This window comes from Streptomyces sp. NPDC127190, assembly GCF_042672505.1.
Classification (GTDB): Bacteria; Actinomycetota; Actinomycetes; order Streptomycetales; family Streptomycetaceae; genus Streptomyces.
In genome coordinates this window covers 16,490-32,733 of the sequence record NZ_JBHXVE010000011.1, presented here as the reverse complement: position 1 = coordinate 32,733, position 16,244 = coordinate 16,490, and the positions used below count along the sequence as shown (strand labels likewise).

Genomic DNA, 16,244 nt, shown 5'->3' with positions numbered 1-16,244 from the left:
GCCCCCCCCCCCCAAACCCCGCGTTTTGGGTGTGTCTAAAACCCACACCACCCCCCACCCACACCACCCCCCCCCCCCCCCCCCCCGCCCGGGGGCCCCCCCCGATACGTTTCTGACCTGCGGAAATACCGCTTACTTGATCGCGGGGCCGACTTCCAGCTCGATCGTCGAGCCGTCCTTGGCCGCCTTGGTGATCACGATCTTGGTGTTGGTGTCAGTGACCTTCACACCGGCGGCCGGGTTCGCCGGGTCGTAGTAGGTGCTGGTGTGGTCGTTGAAGACCCGCACCCCCTTCTGCGACCGGATCGTGGTCGCCTTGCCCGACTGGTGCAGCGTGATCGCGTCCGTCGGCTCCAGGGTGAAGGTGGAGTCGTAGGCCTGGACCCGGTTGCGCATCAGCGTGCCGTCGGACCACCGCAGCGCCTTCGGGTGGGCGTCGACCGGCAGGATCAGACCGGCACCCGGGTGGTCCTTCGCACCCGTGTTGTCGTCGGCCTGCGAGGTGTCCCACTTCCAGATCAGCAGACCGTTCTGGTACGCGTAGTGCTCCACCCAGTCCGGACGGTCGGTGTTGGTGTAACCGAAGTTGTACGGGCCGGTCTTGAGCGTCTTGTCGTACGACACGTACTGCCGGTTCTCGGCGATGTAGTACTGCTTGTAGTCCTTGGCGAAGGACGCGCCGATGCGGGAGAAGCCGGAGGCGGTCCACGCGGGGTCCGCCGACTCGGCGTTGTCGGAGAACAGCGGGGTACCCCCAGCCGTCACCGCGATCTCGTCCGCCGCGAAGCCCTTCTGGGCCACGCCGCCGTCGGTCTGGTAGCGGAAGCGGAGGTCGATCTTCTTGCCCGCGTAGGCGTCCAGGGAGTACGACAGCTTGCGGTAGCCGTCGACCGTGCCGGTCAGGGCCGGCTTGCCGGAGCCGTCGCGCGGAATGGCCTGGCCGTTCACCGTGCCGTCCAGGGCGGTCCAGTTGGCGCCGCCGTCGGTGGACACCTCGGTGTAGAGGTAGTCGTAGCCGTTCTCGATGTCGTACCAGCCGTCGAGGGTGAGCGCGGCCGAGGACGTGCCGGTGAGGTCGACGGAACGGGTCAGCGTGTTCTTCAGGTTGTCACCGCTGCCGCTCCACCACTGGGCCGAGCCCTGCGCGGGGGTGACGATCTGGGTCGTGACCTCCTTGTCGGGCAGGGAGACCACCACCGCCTGGCGGTACTTGGTGTTGTACTCGGACAGGCCCAGCTTGTGCCAGGAGGAGACGCCCGCCTTGGCGGTGTCGTAGTTCAGCCAGCCCAGCTGGAGCTTGTCCCAGGCGTTCAGGTCGCCGGGCAGGTCGCCGATGGACTCCTTGCCGGTGCCGAGCCAGGAGCCGGAGGACATCAGCGTCCAGAAACCGGTGGAGTTGTCACCGCCGTTGGTGTCGTACTCGTCCGGCAGGCCGAGGTCGTGGCCGTACTCGTGGGCGAAGACGCCGAGGCCGCCGTTCTCCGGCTGGATGGTGTAGTCGCCGACCCAGACCCCGGTGTCGCCGACCTGCGCGCCGCCCAGCTTGTTGTTGGCGGGGCCGGTGGCGCCGGCGTCGGTGCCGAAGGCGTACCAGCGGTGGGCCCAGATCGCGTCGGTGCCCTGGGCACCGCCGCCCGCGGACTCGTCCTCGCCCGCGTGCACGATCTGGAAGTGGTCGACATAGCCGTCGGGCTCGTTGAAGTCGCCGTCGTTGTCGTAGTCGTAGCGGTCCCACTGGTCGTACTGGGCCAGGTCCGCCTTGATGTCGGCGTCGCTGCGGCCCGCGGCCTTCTGCTGGGCCACCCACGCGTTCAGGCCGTCCTTGACGACGTTCCACACGCTCGGGCAGTTGGTGGAGCCGCAGGCGTTGTTGCCGTAACGGGCCTCGTTGTAGGGCACCTTGACCCAGTCCGAGACCTCGCCGTCGACCGAGTAGCGGCCCGAGGACTGCTTCTCGTAGTACTTCTTCAGCGACTCGGTCTTCTTGCCGGTGCCGAAGTAGAGGTCCTGGTAGTGCTTCCGGTTGTAGTCGCTCTGCCAGGCCGTGGAGTTGTCCTTGGTGCGGTCCGGCGCGGCGATCCGGTTGTGCAGCGGACCGGCGCTGCCGCCGTACTTGGGGTCGGTCTGGTCCCCGAACTCCACCAGGATGGTGAAGATCTTGTCGGTCTTCTCGCGGCTCAGTTCGACGTACTTGCCGTCGCCCTTGGCGCTCTTGAGCTTGACGACCTTGGAGCCGTGCCGCTCCTGGGCCTTGGCCTTGCCCGCTATGAGCTGGTTCAGCGCCTCCTGGCGCTGGGCCTTCTGGGTCTTGCTGAGCGGCCCGTCGAGGTCGTGGGCGCGCTGCTTCACCGGGGCCGGGTCGTGCCGGCTGATGGCGGCGGACCGGGTCTGGGTGCTGGCCTCCGCGACGGCGAAGGTGGCGAACGTGGCGGAGGCCGCCGCGAGCGTCACCCCGATCGCGGCAGCTCTGAACGTCCAGGATCTGCTGGTCACTTGAGTTCCTCCCCCGCGCCGCGCACACGGACAGGGGGGTTCCCGGGTCATGGAGAGGATCCGTGCGCGCATGACAAGCGCGTGTTCAAGTGACGTAATTTGACTTGAGGTTTAGCAGAAAAGACAGATCTTGACTTGGTCAGTGTGCGTGCACTATGCGAAGTTGACCTTGGCTTTACGGCGACCGTGCTTCTTGTGCGCCCCCCGTGCACCGGTACCGTGGGTTAGGTCACGCTTACCGGGCGTCCCGCTCGGGCATGCACGCCAGGAGACACGCACCCAGAACGTCCGCAGCCCCCCGCAGACTTCGGCCGGTTACCGCCGACCACCGCCGACTTCCGAGGACACGATTGCCATGCCTCGTCCGACCGCCGCACAGCTCGTCTACGGTTCGTGCACCGTGATCTTCTCGACGCTCGCCATGCTGCTGCTGTCCCAGACGAGTTCGGCGCTCGGCGTCGTCGTCATCGCGCTCGCCGCGCTCGCGCTCGGGCTGCTGGTGGCCATGACGGTGCCGCTGCCGAAGCCGCGCACGGCCGCCGCCCCGGCCCGGGCGGCCGAGACGGAGCGGGTGACCACGTCCCTGTGAGACCGCGCCGGCGCCTCGGCCGGGCGGTGCCTCAGTCGGTGCTGACCACCACCGTCTTGGCCGCCTTGTCGTGCAGGCCCTGCTTGTACGGCTTGTCGAAGTAGCTCCAGCCGCCCGAGATCGCGGTCCAGAAGCAGAAGCAGCAGAAGGCGAACGGCAGCCAGAGGACCAGGGCGCGGATCAACGCGGTCTGCACCGAGGGCGTGGCGCCGTTGTCCAGGTTGGCCACCCGCATGTGGAGCCACTGCTTGCCGAGGGTCTGGCCCGACTTGCTGATCATGAAGGTGTCGTAGGCGACATAGAGGACGACCGCGACGAAGGACTGCGCGAGGGATCGGCCGGCCTCGATGTGCGTGCCGTTCACGTCGTACTCGCGCACGCCGAACGCCCAGGTGAGCAGCCAGACGACGACGCCGACGAGGAGCATGTCGATGATCCGCGCGAGCGTCCGCTTGCCGCTGTCGGCGAGCGGGGGCATCCCGGCCAGCGGGTCGGTGGGATAACCGCCGCCGCCGTGCGGGCCGTAGGGGCCACCACCGCCGGGCCCGGAGGGACCGCCGCCGTACGGGCCACCGCCGGAGGGGCCCTGGCCACCGCCGGAGGGGCCCTGGGGGCCGCCCCCGTAGGGACTCTGCGGGCCGCCGCCGTACGGGGTGTCGTACGGCGAGCCCGGCCCCTGGTCCGACGGGGGCCGCTTCCTGAACGGGTCGTCCTCGGGGGGCTGCTCCCCGGAGCCGTGGGGCGGTTCGCTGCTCATGGCCCGAGTGGAACCCGAACGCCCCGGCTCCGCATCCGGCGCGCGGCCGTACGGAGTAGTCGTCAGCCCGCGACGAAGGTGTGCGCCGCCTTGTCGTGCCAGCACTGGTGCCAGGGCCGGTCGAACAGGCACCACAGCACGCCGACGATCCCGACGCCGAGCAGCCCGGGCACGCTGTAGACCAGCCAGCGGCGCAGCGCCGGGCCGAAGGTGGGCGGCTCGTGCGCCTCGATGTCCCGGACCTCCAGGCCGCACAGCTTCTTGCCGAGGGTACGGCCCCACTTGACGGTGGGCAGCACCTCGTACACCACGCCGAAGAGGAGCAGGACGGCGAGGACGACGCCGAGGCCGGTGGCGGTCGTGCCGTCGAGCAGCCAGACCGTGACGGTGTGGCCCGACTGCTCGGCCGCGTCGACCTTCTGCCGGATGTGGTCGGCCGCCTGGATGCCGAACGGGACCGCCGCGGCGGCGGTGACGGCGGCGGTGACCAGGGTGTCGATCAGCCGGGCGGCGAACCGCTTGCCGAGCCCCGCGGGACGGGCGGCGGCCTGGCGGCGCGCGGCCGCCTGGAACACGTCCTCCACCGGGGGCTTCCACGGCGCCACGGGCTGCTCGTCCGCCCCGCCGGCCAGCTGGTGCACCTGCTGGGCCCAGGAGGCCTGACCGCCGCCCGGGCCACTGGTGAGGGGGTTCCCGGCGGGAGCGCCCAGGGGAGCGCCCTGAGCGGCCTGAGCGCCCTGAGCACCGAGCGGGGAGGCGGCCTGGTAGGGACCGGGCTGCTGCGGGTGCGGTTGCTGCGGCAGCGAGGGGGCTGCGGGGGCGGCCTGGGCGGAGGGAGCGGATGGGGCGGACTGCGGACCCTGGGCTGCCTGCGCCGGCTGCCCCGGCTGCTGCTCCGTGGCGGCGCGGGCGGCGGCCTGGCCCGCGGCGAAGCCGGAACCGGCGGGCCCGCCCGCGACATACGGGCCGCTCGCCGCGCCCACGGCACCCGGCATCCCCACCGGGCCCTGCGCTGCTCCGAAGCCGGGCCCGCCGGACGCCCCGGAGGGGGAGCCCGTACGGGGGTCCGGCGACCCCTGCTGGTCCTTCTCCCGCACCGGCCGGAACGTCATCGTGCCCTTGTCCGGCTGGGCCGGGCCGGGGATCGGACGGCGGAAGACGAAGGTGCCGGGGTCGGGGGCGTCGTCCTCGGCGGGCGGGACGGTCGTGGTGCCCTCGGTGGAGGGGGCCGCGGAGGCGGGCCGGGCCGGGGTGTCCGCCGGCACGCGCGGGTCGGTGCCCCAGGGCGCGGCGGCCTGCGGCTGCGGGTCCTCGTCGAAGAAGTGCGGGCCCGTCTCCTCCACGGCCGGGGTCACGGCCGGGGTCACCGCCGGGCTCCCGGCGCTTGCGGCCTGCTGCGCGGCCGGTGCCGCCGGGCTTGCGGGCGGGGTCGCCGGGCGGACGCCGGGGGGTGGGATGAGCGGCTCGCCGTCCTTCGGCGCGGGGCGGCTGGTGCCGGGGACCCAGGAGGCACCGTTCCAGTACCGGACGTAGCCGGGGATGGACGGGTCCGGGTAGTAGCCCTCGCGGGGCCGGTCGTCGCCTGGGGCCGGGGTTGGGGCGCTCATGTCCGTCGTCCCGTATCTGCTCGGGGGTGGGATGGGGGGATCCACATCTATCAGACCGGGGCATGCCACAGCGCCAGTCCTGCCGGACCCCATCCTTTCCGGGCAACGCCGCATCCGTTCCCGGCGCCCGGCGAAAAAAATTCTTCGAACCCGCGTAATGCACCGCCCCCCGCCCCCTCTCCCCTGCCGTGGGCCCGTACCGAGCGGCCCCGGCGAGAAAGGAACACGTCATGCATCACACGGTGGTGGAGCGGGAGCTGGAGCTGCGGCTCATCCTGTCGCCCGAGCACAGCGTCCCGGTCCCGGCCCGGCTCGGCTACCGCTCCGACGACCCGTACGCCGTCCACATCGCCTTCCACATCAACTCCGAGCAGCCGGTCCACTGGACGTTCGCCCGGGACCTGCTGGTGGAGGGGGTGTTCCGGCCGTGCGGGCACGGGGACGTGCGGGTGTGGCCGGCGAAGACCGAGGGGCGCAGTGTCGTTCTGATGGCGCTGAGTTCGCCCGACGGGGACGCGCTGCTGGAGGCGCCGGTCCCGCAGGTGTCGGCCTGGCTGGAGCGGACGCTGCGGGCGGTGCCGCCGGGGGCGGAGGGCGGGCAGCTGGGCATCGACGACGCGCTCGACCAGCTGCTCGCCCGGTGAGGGCCGGACGGCCCCGGTCAGAACAGCTTGCCCGGGTTGAGGATGCCCAGCGGATCGAAGACCTGCTTGACCGCCCGCTGCATCTCCAGGCCCACCGGGCCGATCTCCCGGGCCAGCCACTCCTTCTTCAGCACCCCGACGCCGTGCTCGCCGGTGATGGTGCCGCCCAGCTCCAGGCCGAGCGCCATGATCTCGTCGAAGGACTCACGGGCCCGCCGGGACTCCTCGGGGTCCGCGGCGTCGAAACAGACGGTGGGGTGGGTGTTGCCGTCCCCGGCGTGGGCGCAGACCCCGATGGTGAGCCGGTACTTCTCGGCGATCCGCTCGACCCCGTCGAGCATCTCCCCGAGCCGGGAGCGCGGCACGCACACGTCGTCGATCATCGTGGTGCCCTTGACCGCCTCCAGCGCGGTCAGCGACAGCCGGCGGGCCTTCAGGAGGAGTTCGGACTCGGCGGCGTCCTCCGCCGGGACCACCTCGGTGGCGCCGGCGGCCCGGCACAGGGCGCCGACGGCGGCGAGGTCGGCGGCCGGGTCGGGGGTGTCGAAGGCGGCCAGGAGCAGGGCCTCGGTGGTCTCCGGCAGGCCCATACGGGCGAGGTCGTTGACGGCCTTGACGGTCGTACGGTCCATCAGTTCGAGGAGGGAGGGCAGATGACCGCCCTCCATGATCCGGCAGACCGCGTCGCAGGCGGCGGCCGCGGAGCCGAACTCGGCGGCGAGGACGAGCTGCGGCCGCGGCTTGGGCTTGAGCGCCAGCACGGCCCGTACGACGATGCCCAGCGAGCCCTCGGAGCCGACGAAGAGCCGGGTGAGGTCGTACCCGGCGACGCCCTTCGCGGTGCGGCGGCCGGTGGACAGCAGCCGGCCGTCGGCGAGGACGACGTCCAGGCCGAGGACGTACTCGGCGGTCACCCCGTACTTGACGCAGCACAGGCCGCCGGAGCCGGTGCCGATGTTGCCGCCGATGGTGCACATCTCCCAGCTGGAGGGGTCCGGCGGGTAGGACAGGCCGTGTTCCTCGACCGCGTGCGAGAGGGTGGCGTTGACGACGCCCGGTTCGACGACGGCGATCCGGTCGACCGGGCTGATCTCCAGGATGCGGTCCATCCGGGTGAGGGACAGCACGATGCAGCCGTCGGTGGCGTTGGCGGCGCCGGACAGGCCGGAGCGGGCGCCCTGCGGGACGACGGGGACGCGCAGCTCGGTGGCGGTGCGCATGACGTGCTGGACCTGTTCGACGGTGCGCGGCAGCACCACCACGGCGGGGGCGCCCGCCGGGCAGAAGCTCGCCATGTCGTGGGCGTAGGAGGCGGTGACGTCGGGGTCGGTGAGGACGGCCTCGGCGGGCAGTCCGGCCAGGAGCCGGTCGGTGAGGTTACCGGTTCGCACAGTGTCTTCGGTGCGGCTCATGATCACAGGGTCGCACCCGCGGCCATCGGTGTGAACCCGGCCGCCCCGCCCCGGGGCCACCCGGGTGTGCTCGTCGTACTGACGCACAGTGAGCGCCATGGACTACCGACTGGGCACGCCTGCGACGGCCGGGCCGCCGGTGCCGCGCAGGCGCCGGCGGGTGCTGCGGCGGATGCTGGTCGCCGCGCTGGGCGGCGGGGTGGCGGCGGGCGCGGTGCTGATGCTGCCTTCCACCGAGTCGCACCCGAGGGCGGCGGGACCGCCCGCGCCGGGGCCGCAGGCACAGGCACAGGCGCAGGCGCAGGCCCTGACGGCGGTGACCGCCGGGGTGCCGGCGGCGCTGCCGCAGCTGACGGCGCTGATCGGCGAGCAGGAGCGGCGGGTGCGGGAGCGGCCCCGGGACGCGCGGGCGTGGGCGGTGCTGGGGTCGGCGTATGTGCAGCGGGGGCGGCGGGCGGCGGACCCGGCGGACTTCCCGCGGGCCGAGCGGGCGCTCCAGGCCTCGCTGCGGGTGCGCGGGCAGCACAACACCGAGGCGCTGGACGGGCTGACCGCGCTGGCCAACGCGCGCCGCGACTTCCCGGCGGCGAAACGGTACGGCGAGCAGGCGCTGAAGGCGGCGCCGAAGCGCTGGCAGTCGTATCCGCCGCTGATCGACGCCTACACCGGGCTCGGTGACTACAAGGCGGCACGGGGGAGCCTGGACAAGCTGCTGGCGCTGCGCACCGGCGCGGCCGAGCGGCCGGCGATGATGGCGCGGGCCGCGGCGGTGTACCGGGACCGGGGGTGGCGCGAGGACGCGGTGGCGCAGCTGACGGACGCGGCGGCGGCCGCCGGGACCCCGGCCGAGCAGGCCGCGTATCTCACCGGGCTGGGGCAGCTGGCGTGGGAGCGCGGGGATCTGCCGGACGCGCTGCGGCACTTCGAGGCGGCCGTACGGCTGGACCCGGAGCAGCGGGCGGCGGCGGCCGGGCGGGGCCGGGTGCTGGCCGCGCAGGGCCGGACGAGTGCGGCGGTCGGCGCCTACCGGCAGGCGTCGGCCGCGGCCGCGGACCCGGCCGACGTGGTCGAGCTGGGCGAGCTGTACGAGTCGCTGGGCCGGCACCGGGAGGCCGGCGCGCAGTACGACCGGCTGAAGGCGCTGGTACGGCGGCGGATCGCGGCCGGGGTGGACGAGGAGCTGCTGATCGGGCGGTTCGAGGCGGACCACGGGGACGCGCTGGACGCGGTGCGGCGGCTGCGCGCGGAGTGGGAGCGCCAGCCGGGCATCGAGGTGGCCGACGCGCTCGGCTGGGCGCTGCACCGGGCCGGCGAGGACCAGGAGGCCCTCGGCTACGCGGTCCTGGCGACGGACACGGCGAAGGGCGGGGTGCGCAGCGCGCTGTACGCCTTCCACCGGGGCATGGTCGAGCGGGAGCTGGACCTGTACGCCCCGGCCCGCCGCCATCTGGCGGAGGCGCTGCGGATCAACCCGTACTTCTCGCCGCTCGCGGTGCCGGCGGCGCGGGCGGCGCTGCGGGAGCTGGGCGACGTCCCGGAGGAGCCGCCGCCCAGCTGAGCCCGACGGCGGGGCTACAGGTTGCCGCGCTTGGCCTGCTCGCGCTCGATCGCCTCGAACAGGGCCTTGAAGTTGCCCTTGCCGAAGCCCATGGAGCCGTGCCGCTCGATGAGTTCGAAGAACACCGTCGGACGGTCCTGGACCGGCTTGGTGAAGATCTGGAGCAGATATCCGTCCTCGTCGCGGTCGGCGAGGATCTTCAGCTCGCGCAGGGTCTCGATCGGCACCCGGGTGTCGCCGACCCACTCGCCGAGGGTGTCGTAGTAGGAGTCCGGGGTGTTGAGGAACTGCACACCGGCCGCGCGCATGGCCCGTACCGTCGCGACGATGTCGTTGGTGTTCAGCGCGATGTGCTGGACGCCGGCGCCGCCGTAGAACTCCAGGTACTCGTCGATCTGGGACTTCTTCTTGGCGATCGCGGGCTCGTTGATCGGGAACTTCACCTTCAGGGTGCCGTCCGCGACGACCTTCGACATCAGCGCGCTGTACTCGGTGGCGATGTCGTCGCCCACGAACTCCTTCATGTTCGTGAAGCCCATGACCTTGTTGTAGAAGCCGACCCACTCGTTCATCCGGCCCAGCTCGACGTTGCCGACGCAGTGGTCGATGGCCTGGAAGGTGCGCCGGGCGGGCGGCTCGACGATCGGCGAGGCGGCGACGTAGCCGGGCAGGTAGGGGCCGTCGTAGCCGGTCCGTTCGACCAGGGTGTGGCGGGTCTCGCCGTAGGTGGCGATGGCGGCGAGGACGACGGTGCCGTGCTCGTCCTTCAGCTCGTACGGCTCGGTGACGCCGCGCGCGCCGTGCTCCAGGGCGTACTCGTAGGCGGCGCGGGCGTCCGGCACCTCGATGGCCAGGTCGATGACGCCGTCGCCGTGCTCCGCCACATGCCGTTCGAGGAAGTGGCCCCAGGGGCTGCTCGCCTTGATCACGGAGGTGAGGACGAAGCGGGCGGAGCCGTTCTCGAGCACGTAACTGGCGGTCTCGCGGCTGCCGTTCTCCGGTCCGGAGTAGGCGACCAGCTGCATGCCGAAGGCGGTGGAGTAGTAGTGCGCCGCCTGCTTGGCGTTGCCCACGGCGAAGACGACCGCGTCCATTCCCTTGACCGGGAAGGGGTCGGCCTGCCGTGCGGTGTCGGGAGTGTGGTGTGTGGTCTGCGTCATGGCGGAAGGGTGACTCCGCTCTGCAAGGTGCGCAATAGTTCGCGTTATCGCTGGGCAATCTGACCAGTGGTACGGCCGTCTCGGCGGTCTTTCTGTACAGGATGACCATCTCAGGGGTGCTCATGGCGATCGATCATCTGGACGGCCGGATCATCGTGCTGCTGGCCCGGGAGCCACGCATCGGAGTGCTGGAGATGTCCCGGCGGCTCGGGGTCGCGCGGGGGACCGTGCAGGCCCGGCTGGACCGGCTTCAGTCGAACGGAGTCATCCGCGGGTTCGGCCCGCAGGTGGACCCGGCGGCCCTCGGCTACCCGGTCACCGCGTTCGCCACGCTCCAGATCCGGCAGGGCCAAGGGGCCGATGTCCGGGCGCACTTGGCGACCGTGCCGGAGGTGCTGGAGCTGCTGACCACGACCGGCAGCGGGGACATGCTGTGCCGGCTGGTGGCCCGCTCCAACGCCGATCTTCAACGGGTGATCGACCGGGTTGTCGGTTTTGATGGCATCGTCCGGGCCTCCACGGCGATCGTCATGGAGAACCCCGTTCCGCTGCGGATCATCCCGCTGGTGGAGCAGGCGTCCCGGGACGCGGCAGAGACGTGACGGCACCCCTCGGGAGGTGAGCGCGGGTGACCTTCTGGGAGTATCTGGCCAACCGGCACGAGCAGCTGCTCACCGACGCCTTCCAGCACGCCAGCGCGGTCTTCCAGTGCATGGTCCTGGCGACCCTCCTCGGGGTGCTGCTCGCGGTCGTCACCTACCGCAGCGACTGGGCGGGCAGCCTCGCCACCACCGCCACCGCGACGATCCTCACCGTCCCCTCCCTCGCCATGATCGGACTGCTGGTCCCGGTCGTCGGCCTGGGCGTGCCACCCACCGTGATCGCGCTGACCCTGTACGGGCTGCTGCCGGTGGTGCGGAACGCGATCGTGGGGCTACGCGGGGTGGATCCCGCGCTGGTGGACGCGGCACGGGGCATCGGGATGTCCCGGCCGATGCGGCTGGTGCGGGTCGAGCTGCCGCTGGCCTGGCCGCCCATCCTGACCGGCATCCGGGTCGCCACGCAGATGCTGATGGGCATCGCCGCGATCGCCGCGTACGCCTCCGGGCCCGGCCTCGGCAACGAGATCTTCCGCGGACTGGCCTCCCTGGGCAGCCGGAACGCGCTGAACCAGGTGCTCGCGGGCACCCTCGGGATCATCGTCCTCGCGCTGCTCTTCGACGCCGCCTACGTCCTGATCGGACGGCTGACCATTCCGAGGGGGATCCGTGGCTGAGTCGGCGCCCTCGGTCGCGGGGGCCACCATCGAGCTGGAGAACCTGTCCAAGCGGTACCCGGGCAGCGCGCAGCCGGCCGTGGACAACGTGAGCATGGAGATCAAGGCGGGCGAGACGGTCGTCTTCGTCGGCCCGTCCGGCTGCGGCAAGTCCACCACCCTCAAGATGATCAACCGGCTGATCGAGCCGACCGGCGGCCGGATCCGGATCAACGGCGAGGACGTCACCGGCATCGACCCGGTGCGGCTGCGCCGCAAGGTCGGGTACGCCATCCAGTCCTCGGGCCTGTTCCCGCATCTGACCGTCGCCCAGAACATCGCCCTGGTGCCCCGGATGACCGGCTGGCCCAAGTCCCGGATCCGGGCGCGGGTGGAGGAGATGCTCGACCTCGTCGGGCTGGACCCGGGCGAGTTCCACGGCCGCTATCCGCGCCAGCTCTCCGGCGGCCAGCAGCAGCGGGTCGGCGTGGCCCGGGCGCTCGCCGCCGACCCCCCGGTGCTGCTGATGGACGAGCCGTTCGGCGCGGTCGACCCGATCACCCGCGACCATCTCCAGGACGAGCTGATCCGGCTCCAGCACGAGCTGCACAAGACGATCGTGTTCGTCACCCACGACTTCGACGAGGCGATCAAGCTGGGCGACCGGATCGCCGTCCTGCGCGAACGCTCCCGGATCGCCCAGTTCGACACCCCGGAGGCGATCCTCACCAACCCGGCCGACGACTTCGTCTCCGGGTTCGTCGGCGCGGGCGCCGCCCTGAAGCGGCTGAACCTGACCCGGGTGCGGGACGTGGAGGTGCGGGAGTACCCGACGGTGACGGTGGACACCCCGCTCCAGCAGATCTTCGGCTCGCTGCGCGCCGGCGGCACCAACGAGATCCTGCTGCTCGACCCGCGCGGCCGGCCGTACAAGTGGCTGCGGCGCGGCGATCTGATGCGGGCCCGGGGCTCGCTGGCCCGCGCGGGCACGCTCGTGCACGACACGGTGACCCGGGACGCGACCCTGCGGGACGCGCTGGAGGCGGTGCTGACCGACAACGCGGGCCGGGTCGCGGTGACCGGGCGGCGCGGCGAGTACATCGGCGTGGTCGACATGGAGACGCTCATGAACTCGGTGCACGAGCTGCTCGAGGCCGACCGGCTGGAGGCCATGGAGGCGCAGGCCGGGCTGGAGGAGGCCCGCGCCCAGCAGACCCACTTCGACCAGGAGGGGCACGGGCCGGCGGAGGAGCGGGCGTGAGCGCCGGACTGCGGCCCGAGGACGGGCACGAGGCCGAGGCACTCGTGATCCGCGAGGCGGAAGAGGGCGAGGCGGGACCGGGTGAGGCGGGGCAGCGGGCCCCGTCGCCGCCCCCGCGGCCGCGGCCGCCCGCCCGCCGGCCGACCTGGCAGCGGCTCACGTTCCTGCCCGCCTTCCTGACCGCCCTGCTCCTCGCCACCTGGCTGTGGTTCCGGCAGGCGGACCTGGACCCGATCTCGCGCAACGCGCTGTCCGGCGGCCAGGTTTCCAAGGCGCTGTGGCAGCACATCGAACTGACGGTGATCTCCACCTTCTTCGTACTGGTCATCGCGATCCCGCTGGGCGTGCTGCTCACCCGGCGGCCGCTGCGCCGGGCCACCCCGGTGGCCCTGGCCCTCGCCAACACCGGCCAGGCGACCCCGGCGATCGGTCTGCTCGCCCTGCTGGTGATCTGGCTGGGCACGGGCATGAAGGCGGCCCTCATCGGCATCGTCGTCTACGCGATCCTGCCGGTCCTCGCCAACACCATCGCCGGACTGAAGGCCAACGACCCGACCCTGCTGGAGGCGGCCCGCGGCATCGGCATGTCCCCGCTCGGCGTGCTGGCCCGGGTGGAACTCCCCCTCGCCGTCCCGCTGATCCTCGCGGGCGTCCGTACGGCCCTGGTCCTGAACGTCGGTACGGCGACCCTGGCGGCCTTCGGCGGAGGCGGCGGCCTGGGCGTGCTGATCACCACCGGCATCACCAACCAGCGCATGCCGGTGCTGGTGCTGGGCTCGGTCCTCACCGTGGCGCTGGCGCTGCTGGTGGACTGGCTGGCCGCGCTGGCAGAGGTGATGCTGCGGCCGCGGGGGCTGGAGGCGGGCACATGAGCCGCCGTACGACGGCTCTGCTGGCCGCGCTGCTCCTCGTACCGGCGGCCGGGGGCTGCGGGCTGACCAGCGGCTCCCCGATGACGGACGACGTGCGGCCGGGCACGGTCGGCGCGGGCCGGCCGCTGGCCGGCGCCCGGCTCACGGTCACCTCCAAGTCCTTCACCGAGAACCTGATCCTGGGCGCGGTGATGGGGATCGCCTTCCAGGCGGCCGGGGCGGACGTGCTGGACCGGACCGGGATCCAGGGGTCGTTCGGGGCACGGGAGGCGGTGCGCAACGGGGACGCGGACGCCATGTACGAGTACACGGGCACCGCCTGGATCACCTACCAGGGCAACGCCGAGCCGATCTCCGATCCGCGGCGGCAGTGGGAGGCGGTGCGTACGGCCGATCTGCGCGACGGGCTGACCTGGCTGCCGCCGTCCCGGCTGGACAACACCTACGCGCTCGCCATGAACCGGGCGAACTTCGAGAAGTACGGCACCAGGACCCTGTCGGCCGTGGCGGACCTGGCGGCGAAGCGGCCGGACGCGGTGACCCTGTGCGTGGAGGGCGAGTTCGCCAACCGCGCGGACGGCCTGCCCGGCATGGAGAAGGCGTACCGCATGGCCGTGCCCGCGCGGAACGTCACCCAGATGGACACCGGGATCATCTACACCCAGGTGCGCAAGGGGAGTTGCGCGTACGGGGAGGTCTTCACCACCGACGGGCGGATCAGCTCCATGAACCTCGCGGTGATGGAGGACGACCGCACGTTCTTCCCCCACTACAACGCGGCCCCCGAGATCAACTCGGCGACTCTGAAGAAGTGGCCGGCCATCGCGCAGATCCTGGCCCCCATCACCGCCAAGCTGGACAACACGGTGGCCCGCACCCTGAACGCCCAGGTGGACGTCTCGGGCCAGGACCCGCACCAGGTGGCCCTGGACTGGATGAGGAAGGAGGGGTTCGTGAAGTAGGGGGCGTCGGGCGGGAGTTGCGCGGGCCGACACAGAAGGCCTGACGCAAAGAACCCGATGCAAAGAAAGCGTTGCAAAGGAGCCTTTGCATAGCTACTTTGTACGCATGACGGAGCACGACGAACGCAAGCACCGCCGGCTGGACGCCCGTTCACTGCGCGGGCTCGCCCATCCGCTGCGGATCCAGCTGCTGGACACCCTGCGCCACCACGGCCCCGCCACGGCCTCCCGACTGGCCGAGCGGCTGGGCGAGTCCAGCGGCGCCACCAGCTACCACCTGCGCCAGCTGGCCGCCCACGGCTTCGTCGAGGACGCCCCGGAGCACGGCAAGGGCCGGGAGCGCTGGTGGCGGGCGGTGGACCAGGGACTCGTCTTCGACACCGAGGACTTCGAGGACGCCGGCCCCGAAGTCCGGGGAATGGCCGAGATGTTCCTCCAGGAGATCGCGAGCCGGCACACCCGCGAGCTGTCCGCCTGGCTCGGCTCACGGGACAGCTGGGGGGACGCCTGGGCGCGTGGCGCCGACATGAGCGACATGACGCTGCGGCTCACCCCCGAGCTGGCCGCCGAGCTGACCCGGAAGCTGCACGCCCTGGTCGACGACTACCGGGACCGCCTCACGGACCCGGACGCCCCCGGAGCCGAGCACGTACGGATCCACACGCACCTGTTCCCCATCGACACCGACTGAGAGGTTCAGCCATGCACACCCAGATCCGGCTCGCCCAGCAGCACACCGCCGGCCTGCGGGAACAGGCCGCCGCCCACCGGCTCGCCACCGAGGCCCGGCCCGCTGTCGAACTGCGCGCCCGGGTCGGCTGGACCCTGGTCGAACTCGGCCTGCGGCTGGCCGCGCAGCGGCCGGCGGCGGTGCCGGCCTAGCAGCTCGGGATCGGGCCCTTGCCCTTTTCCAGGGAGACCAGGGAGTCGACCGCGCTCTTCAGCGTGGTGACCGGGATCAGCCGCAGGCCCTTCGGCAGCTCGGCGCGGGCGTCGGAGCACTCCGCCTTCGGCACCAGGAAGACGGTGGCCCCGTCCCGCCGGGCGGCCTGTGTCTTCAGGGCCACCCCGCCGACCGCGCCGACCCTGCCGTCGGCGTCGATGGTGCCGGTACCGGCGATGTTCCGGCCGCCCGTGAGGTCGCCGCCGGTGCCGTCGCCGTCCAGCCTGTCGATGATCCCCAGGGTGAACAGCAGGCCCGCGCTCGGCCCGCCCACGTCGGCGAGCTTCAGCGTGACCTTGACCTTGTCGGGGCTCAGCCCGAGGTACTTCAGCGCCGCCTGGGTCGCCGCGTCCTGGGACTGCTTCATCTGCGCCGCGTTGTGCTGCTCGATCTCCTTGACGTTCTGACCGCTCGGGTAGACCGCGTCATGGGGCATCACGGCCCGGTCGGTGCGGAACCAGTTGCCGAGGACGTCACCGAGGGAGACCCGGGTGTCCGGCCCGGTCGCCTCGATGGTGACCATCCGCAGCTGGCCGCTGGTCTTCCGGGCCGGCGTCCCCGAGACGGTGATCACCGGGGTGCCCTGGTTCTCGCCGAGCACGTTCGCCGTCATCCCGGGCTGCGCCACCGAGAACGGCAGCGGAGCGAACAGCGCCGTGGCGATCAGGGCCACGACGGGTACGGCGCAGACGGCGACGGCCTGGGAACGCGTGAGACGTGAGAGCACGGGA

Annotated in this window: 16 protein-coding genes; 10 read left to right on the top strand and 6 right to left on the bottom strand. The window is 72.1% G+C overall.

The window, feature by feature from the left end:
- Positions 1-132: 132 nt before the first annotated feature.
- A complete protein-coding gene (locus ACFVIU_RS18500; protein ID WP_385843618.1) occupies positions 133-2,493 on the bottom strand; it encodes an immune inhibitor A domain-containing protein in 2,361 nt (786 codons plus the stop codon).
- A gap of 355 nt (positions 2,494-2,848) precedes the next feature.
- Between ACFVIU_RS18500 and ACFVIU_RS18495 the strand changes: the two genes are divergently transcribed.
- Complete coding sequence (locus tag ACFVIU_RS18495; protein WP_385843616.1) at positions 2,849-3,082, top strand: hypothetical protein; 234 nt, start codon at positions 2,849-2,851, stop codon at positions 3,080-3,082.
- Positions 3,083-3,113: 31 nt separating this feature from the next.
- On the opposite strand, the gene ACFVIU_RS18490 is transcribed toward ACFVIU_RS18495, so the two are convergent.
- Together ACFVIU_RS18490 and ACFVIU_RS18485 are read right to left on the bottom strand one after the other, a co-directional pair.
- The gene (locus ACFVIU_RS18490; RefSeq protein ID WP_385843615.1) at positions 3,114-3,839 is read right to left on the bottom strand and encodes an RDD family protein; all 726 of its coding nucleotides are present in this window, start codon (positions 3,837-3,839) and stop codon (positions 3,114-3,116) included.
- Positions 3,840-3,901: 62 nt separating this feature from the next.
- A complete protein-coding gene (locus ACFVIU_RS18485) occupies positions 3,902-5,446 on the bottom strand; it encodes an RDD family protein (RefSeq protein WP_385843614.1) in 1,545 nt (514 codons plus the stop codon).
- Positions 5,447-5,676: 230 nt separating this feature from the next.
- Here ACFVIU_RS18485 and ACFVIU_RS18480 point away from each other — a divergent pair, with 230 nt between their 5' ends.
- Positions 5,677-6,090: an SsgA family sporulation/cell division regulator gene (locus ACFVIU_RS18480; RefSeq protein WP_385843612.1), complete on the top strand. Its 414-nt coding sequence runs from the start codon at positions 5,677-5,679 to the stop codon at positions 6,088-6,090.
- A gap of 17 nt (positions 6,091-6,107) precedes the next feature.
- Here the strand turns inward: ACFVIU_RS18480 and ACFVIU_RS18475 are convergent, their stop codons facing one another.
- Positions 6,108-7,502 carry an FAD-binding oxidoreductase gene (locus ACFVIU_RS18475; RefSeq protein ID WP_385843611.1) on the bottom strand — a complete coding sequence of 465 codons (1,395 nt, stop codon included), beginning with the start codon at positions 7,500-7,502 and terminating at the stop codon, positions 6,108-6,110.
- A gap of 97 nt (positions 7,503-7,599) precedes the next feature.
- On the opposite strand from ACFVIU_RS18475, the gene ACFVIU_RS18470 reads away from it, so the two are divergent.
- A complete protein-coding gene (locus ACFVIU_RS18470) occupies positions 7,600-9,060 on the top strand; it encodes a tetratricopeptide repeat protein (RefSeq protein ID WP_385843610.1) in 1,461 nt (486 codons plus the stop codon).
- A gap of 14 nt (positions 9,061-9,074) precedes the next feature.
- Here ACFVIU_RS18470 and hppD read toward each other — a convergent pair whose 3' ends face one another.
- The gene (gene hppD, locus ACFVIU_RS18465; protein ID WP_385843608.1) at positions 9,075-10,220 is read right to left on the bottom strand and encodes a 4-hydroxyphenylpyruvate dioxygenase; all 1,146 of its coding nucleotides are present in this window, start codon (positions 10,218-10,220) and stop codon (positions 9,075-9,077) included.
- A gap of 122 nt (positions 10,221-10,342) precedes the next feature.
- Between hppD and ACFVIU_RS18460 the strand changes: the two genes are divergently transcribed.
- From ACFVIU_RS18460 to ACFVIU_RS18430, 7 genes are all read left to right on the top strand, one after another.
- Positions 10,343-10,822 carry an Lrp/AsnC family transcriptional regulator gene (locus tag ACFVIU_RS18460; RefSeq protein WP_385843849.1) on the top strand — a complete coding sequence of 160 codons (480 nt, stop codon included), beginning with the start codon at positions 10,343-10,345 and terminating at the stop codon, positions 10,820-10,822.
- Between the two features lie 26 nt (positions 10,823-10,848).
- Positions 10,849-11,496 (top strand): ABC transporter permease, encoded by a 648-nt coding sequence (locus ACFVIU_RS18455; RefSeq protein ID WP_385843606.1) that lies wholly within the window; start codon positions 10,849-10,851, stop codon positions 11,494-11,496.
- Complete coding sequence (locus ACFVIU_RS18450; protein WP_385843605.1) at positions 11,489-12,736, top strand: betaine/proline/choline family ABC transporter ATP-binding protein; 1,248 nt, start codon at positions 11,489-11,491, stop codon at positions 12,734-12,736. The genes ACFVIU_RS18455 and ACFVIU_RS18450 overlap by 8 nt, the downstream gene beginning before the upstream one ends.
- Positions 12,733-13,608: an ABC transporter permease gene (locus ACFVIU_RS18445; protein ID WP_385843603.1), complete on the top strand. Its 876-nt coding sequence runs from the start codon at positions 12,733-12,735 to the stop codon at positions 13,606-13,608. The genes ACFVIU_RS18450 and ACFVIU_RS18445 overlap by 4 nt, the downstream gene beginning before the upstream one ends.
- The gene (locus tag ACFVIU_RS18440) at positions 13,605-14,570 is read left to right on the top strand and encodes a glycine betaine ABC transporter substrate-binding protein (protein ID WP_385843602.1); all 966 of its coding nucleotides are present in this window, start codon (positions 13,605-13,607) and stop codon (positions 14,568-14,570) included. The genes ACFVIU_RS18445 and ACFVIU_RS18440 overlap by 4 nt, the downstream gene beginning before the upstream one ends.
- A 106-nt stretch (positions 14,571-14,676) precedes the next feature.
- A complete protein-coding gene (locus tag ACFVIU_RS18435) occupies positions 14,677-15,261 on the top strand; it encodes an ArsR/SmtB family transcription factor (protein WP_385843601.1) in 585 nt (194 codons plus the stop codon).
- An 11-nt stretch (positions 15,262-15,272) separates the two neighbouring features.
- Positions 15,273-15,452: a hypothetical protein gene (locus ACFVIU_RS18430; RefSeq protein WP_385843599.1), complete on the top strand. Its 180-nt coding sequence runs from the start codon at positions 15,273-15,275 to the stop codon at positions 15,450-15,452.
- Here the strand turns inward: ACFVIU_RS18430 and ACFVIU_RS18425 are convergent.
- Positions 15,449-16,240 (bottom strand): S16 family serine protease, encoded by a 792-nt coding sequence (locus ACFVIU_RS18425; protein ID WP_385843598.1) that lies wholly within the window; start codon positions 16,238-16,240, stop codon positions 15,449-15,451. The genes ACFVIU_RS18430 and ACFVIU_RS18425 overlap by 4 nt on opposite strands.
- Between the last annotated feature and the right edge of the window lie 4 nt (positions 16,241-16,244).

Excerpts from the sequence above, each read along its gene's own strand:
- ACFVIU_RS18470 (WP_385843610.1), top strand. The coding sequence starts at position 7,600 with ATGGACTACCGACTGGGCACGCCTGCGACGGCCGGGCCGCCGGTGCCG.
- ACFVIU_RS18485 (WP_385843614.1), bottom strand. The coding sequence starts at position 5,446 with ATGAGCGCCCCAACCCCGGCCCCAGGCGACGACCGGCCCCGCGAGGGC.
- ACFVIU_RS18435 (WP_385843601.1), top strand. The coding sequence starts at position 14,677 with ATGACGGAGCACGACGAACGCAAGCACCGCCGGCTGGACGCCCGTTCA.
- ACFVIU_RS18430 (WP_385843599.1), top strand. The coding sequence starts at position 15,273 with ATGCACACCCAGATCCGGCTCGCCCAGCAGCACACCGCCGGCCTGCGG.
- ACFVIU_RS18495 (WP_385843616.1), top strand. The coding sequence starts at position 2,849 with ATGCCTCGTCCGACCGCCGCACAGCTCGTCTACGGTTCGTGCACCGTG.
- ACFVIU_RS18440 (WP_385843602.1), top strand. The coding sequence starts at position 13,605 with ATGAGCCGCCGTACGACGGCTCTGCTGGCCGCGCTGCTCCTCGTACCG.
- hppD (WP_385843608.1), bottom strand. The coding sequence starts at position 10,220 with ATGACGCAGACCACACACCACACTCCCGACACCGCACGGCAGGCCGAC.
- ACFVIU_RS18475 (WP_385843611.1), bottom strand. The coding sequence starts at position 7,502 with ATGAGCCGCACCGAAGACACTGTGCGAACCGGTAACCTCACCGACCGG.
- ACFVIU_RS18480 (WP_385843612.1), top strand. The coding sequence starts at position 5,677 with ATGCATCACACGGTGGTGGAGCGGGAGCTGGAGCTGCGGCTCATCCTG.
- ACFVIU_RS18490 (WP_385843615.1), bottom strand. The coding sequence starts at position 3,839 with ATGAGCAGCGAACCGCCCCACGGCTCCGGGGAGCAGCCCCCCGAGGAC.
- ACFVIU_RS18460 (WP_385843849.1), top strand. The coding sequence starts at position 10,343 with ATGGCGATCGATCATCTGGACGGCCGGATCATCGTGCTGCTGGCCCGG.